The organism is Protofrankia sp. CiP1_Cm_nod3 (assembly GCF_982290655.1).
The window spans coordinates 1-3,687 of sequence record NZ_CEVIVD010000257.1 but is presented as its reverse complement, the minus strand read 5'-3'; the positions used below and the strand labels follow the sequence as shown (position 1 = coordinate 3,687).

Annotated in this window: 4 protein-coding genes; all 4 read right to left on the bottom strand. The window is 66.3% G+C overall.

Features of this window, described 5'->3' with window-relative positions; genetic code table 11:
- On the bottom strand, positions 1–2,212 hold a 2,212-nt coding region (locus AC5LUJ_RS23845), incomplete at its 3' end, for an nSTAND1 domain-containing NTPase (protein ID WP_493465830.1).
- A gap of 50 nt (positions 2,213–2,262) precedes the next feature.
- A complete protein-coding gene (locus AC5LUJ_RS23840; RefSeq protein ID WP_250284757.1) occupies positions 2,263–2,589 on the bottom strand; it encodes a CU044_2847 family protein in 327 nt (108 codons plus the stop codon).
- Positions 2,590–2,906: 317 nt separating this feature from the next.
- Entirely contained in the window at positions 2,907–3,257 is a 351-nt protein-coding gene (locus tag AC5LUJ_RS23835) for an ATP-binding protein (RefSeq protein WP_250289888.1), read from the bottom strand.
- Positions 3,254–3,496 carry a toll/interleukin-1 receptor domain-containing protein gene (locus AC5LUJ_RS23830; RefSeq protein ID WP_250284752.1) on the bottom strand — a complete coding sequence of 81 codons (243 nt, stop codon included), beginning with the start codon at positions 3,494–3,496 and terminating at the stop codon, positions 3,254–3,256. Before AC5LUJ_RS23830 ends, AC5LUJ_RS23835 begins: the two co-directional genes overlap by 4 nt.
- Positions 3,497–3,687 lie beyond the last annotated feature (191 nt).

Sequence of the window (3,687 nt, the reverse complement as noted above, 5' to 3'; positions counted from 1 at the left end):
GCACCCAGTCGTCGTGGTCGAGGCGGGCGCGTTCGGCGCCGGTGGTCGCGTTGAAGACCCGGGCGGAGTGGTCGTCGCTGGCGGTGGCGACCCATTGGCCGTCGGGGGAGAAGGCGACCGCGTTCACCCCGCCGTCGTGGTCGAGGCGGGCAGCAAGCCGCGGTGCGATCTTCATCGTATGGCGTGCTGCGAGGTCACCCTCAAGTGTCGGTGCGCGCGTGAGCGATTCAGCGGCGAGCAGGGCGGAAACCGCGCGCGGGACGGTCCGGGTGGAAAGAACGAGTTCCGCCTGGGCAGCCAACCGGAGGGCTTCCGCCCGGTTGACCAGCGCCTGGAGGTCGGCGATCCGTTGCGCATGATCTCTTGCGCTCCGTTCCACCAGGCCTCCGATGTGGGACGGAACCTCGGACGGACGACGCAGCAGCCAGCTCTCCGCTTCGGCGATCCGGTTTTCCGGAATCGGATCACCCCGCTGATACAGCTCCTCCATCCTGGTACGCCAGCGGACGAAGTCGGCATTCTCCGCCACCAGATGAGCGAGCCTCTCCCATCCGCCGATGAGAGCCTCATGCGTCAGTTCGGCTGTCGGAACGCCGTCATCATCTGTGCCAAGGGACACGAGGCGTCCCTTGGACAGCCGATCGAGAGCAGCCCAGTCCGCCCCGGTGTCGCCGCGACGGGCGATGCGCCGCGTCGCCGGTGCTTGATCGAATTCCGTGCGTACGAGGCTGAGCAGTGTTCGATGAAGAACTTCTTCGGGCACCCCGTCACCAAGAAGACTTGCGGCAATCCGTTCGGCATGTGCGCCAAGCGCACCTGTGACCCCGCCGATCCTGCTGTATTCCTCGTGTCGCAGCCTGCCGGCATATTGCAGATCCCACAGTTGGGACACGGTGAATTCGACCAGGGGCAACGTGCCCTGCTCGCTTCCCGCATCCTGCAGGATTCTTTCCACCAGGCCGTCCGCATACTTCACGCCGCGGCTTTCGGCGGGCTGGATGATCGCTTGTCGTAGTTGCGTGGATGTCATCACCTGGAGGGGAAACATCCGATCGTTCAGGCTTGCCTCCACTGAAGGGTGTGAGAGAAGATCGTTTACGAAGTCCGCTCGCAGCGAAATCAGGATACGTGCTGGTATCGCCGCTCGCGGAGGTTCCCGAAGAACGAGTTCCACCAGGCCCCGGGCCTGCTCCCCGTCATCCGTCAGGCATTCTTCGAACTGGTCGGCGATGAGCAGAACCTGTGTATTGCGTATCGCCGCAAGTGCTTCGAGTGACTCCCACGGGTCGCCCGCGCCCAGACGCGCGCCGCGGGTTCGTATCCGGTCAAGACGCAGCTCGTCTGACGGGTTGTTGCTTTCGGCGCGCAGGAGTGCGGCGGCCAGGGCGTCGAGCGGGCGAGCGCCGGGTCGGAAGGGCACCACCGTCCATGATTTCTGGCTGCGCAGTAGTGGAATCAACCCCGCCTGTACCAGCGAGGTCTTTCCGACTCCGGATGGCCCTGTCAGGCAGACCAGAGTATTCGCGCGAACCCGTGCGGCGAGCTTCTCCGCCTCCTCACCTCGGCCGACAAACAGATGTGCGTCCTGCTCCCGAAAAGCGCTGAGCCCCCGATAGGGGGACGCCGGGATGACTCGGCATACATCAGGCCATGCCTCGGTCAGGCGTCGGACCGGAATGGCATAAGCGTCTTCGGACCTGTCGTCTCTCGAGGCTGCGGAGAACAGGCCGAGGACCACGCCGTCACCATCGAAGACAGGGGAGCCGCTGTAGCCTGGTTGAGCGCGAAGTGCCGCTTCGCTGGACTTGTCGAGTTGTAACATCCCGCCGCCGACGGTACCGATCAGCGTGGCTGAAGTCCATCCTCCATTAGGTCGTGGCGGGTCCGTCGGGAAGCCGAACATTGTCACACCGAGCGGCGGAACACGGCTTTCCAGGAGTGCTGGACGAGCGGCGGTGGGCGCTGCTCCGCTCAGTCTCAGCCCGGCGATATCTCCCCCGAAGGAGCCTTGCGGAGGAGGCGGAACCCACGCTTCCACTGTTGCCTCTCGCAGTGAAACGCCGTCCAGTTGGGGAAAGTCGAGAAATAAAATATCGTCAGGCTTCTTCTGTTCCCGCTGTGACCTGCCGAGAGCGGTATTTACCACGTGGGCGCAGGTCATGATTTCATGTTCGCCTACGAGCACACCGACCCCCGCCGCTTTTTTCGTCATTCCTTGGCGGATCCGGACGACGCACCCACTCCGCGGATCAACCGACTCGGTCATGCAGTGCTTTCACCGCCACGCCACGTCATTGAGACGGTGAAGTTGACCTCAGCCGTACCCTTCGCGATGATCAGCCCTGTTTCGCCGCCGACGTTCACCCCGAACTCGACGGTGAACTCGTCCGGTGCGATGTCGCGGAGACCCTGCCAGATGGACCGTACTGCTGGAGCCAGATCCGCAAGCGAGGATTCCAGCGCACGCCGCGCACGGGCCGCCACCGTACCCGGATCGTCAGAGGCCAGTTGAAGTTCGCCCGGGACCTCCCGCCGGTCCACCTCGACCAGCACCATGCCGCCGCTTTCCAGCGGCACCTCCATCAACATCCAGATCCCCCGCTCATCCGTCCGATCACCAGGCCGGTCGGCCGACCATGACGGCCGTTGCCCGTGCCACGCGGTCATCATCTCTCAGAGCATCACCGTAGATGTCAGCACATGGACGCAAACAGAAGCGTCGACGGTGTCAATCATCGGCTGTGAGCATGTTCCGCGGTCAGCCTCACCGGCCAGCCGAGTCCGTTCCAGGACGGCCGCGTGCACGACCAACGGAGACGAGCAGCAGGCACGCCGTCGGGCAGGCCGAGCGCGACCCCGAGCGCCGCCACATGCCCGGCGACCAGCTCCGGGTCCTGCGCCGGCACCTACCACACCACATCGAACCCGCCGGCATGCCGGCGGGCGTACTCCACCGCCAGCGCGGTCTTGCCCACTCCACCAAGCCCGTGCAGCGCGCACACCGCGACCGCACCCGAGGCGGCCAGCTGCCGGTCGACCGCGGCCAGCAGATGGCCCCGGCCGACGAAGTGCGCCAGCCGGGGCGGCACGTTCCACACCCCGGGAAGCTCCGGGGGGAACGCCGGCCTCGCCGGAGCCGACGGGCCGCCGCCGGGAAAGCCCGGTTCCACCGGGGGTTTGGCCCGCTGCGCACCGGCGGCGGCCCGCAGCCGCCCGGCCGCGGTGGTCTGGTCGACCCCGAACAGGTCCACCGTCACGAGCTGGCCCAGCAGCCCCGGGCGGGGCAGTCCGCCACCCGGAACACCAGCAGCTTCCGGGCCCGACCCAGCGGATCAGACCGCCAGGCCGCCTGCCATTCCGCCGTCGCGTACGCCGATTCCAGGTAGGCCGTCGAGAGCACCGCCACCGTCCGCGCGGACGCCTGCGTCGCCTGGTGCATCGCTTCCACGAAACCAGCACCGGCCGTCACCTCTGGGGCGCCCGCTGGCACGGACATCCATGGACGTCCACAGACGATTACAAGCAAACTGCGAAGCGTCACATGGTCCCGGACCCGTCCGTAGCAACGGTGACCCCTGAAGCGGGCCGGCGAGGCGTTAGAGAGCGCCCGTGGGGAATACATGGGGACGAAAGGCACGGTAGTGGTCCGATGCGGGAGACTGCGCAGGTGAACGGCATGATCCCCGC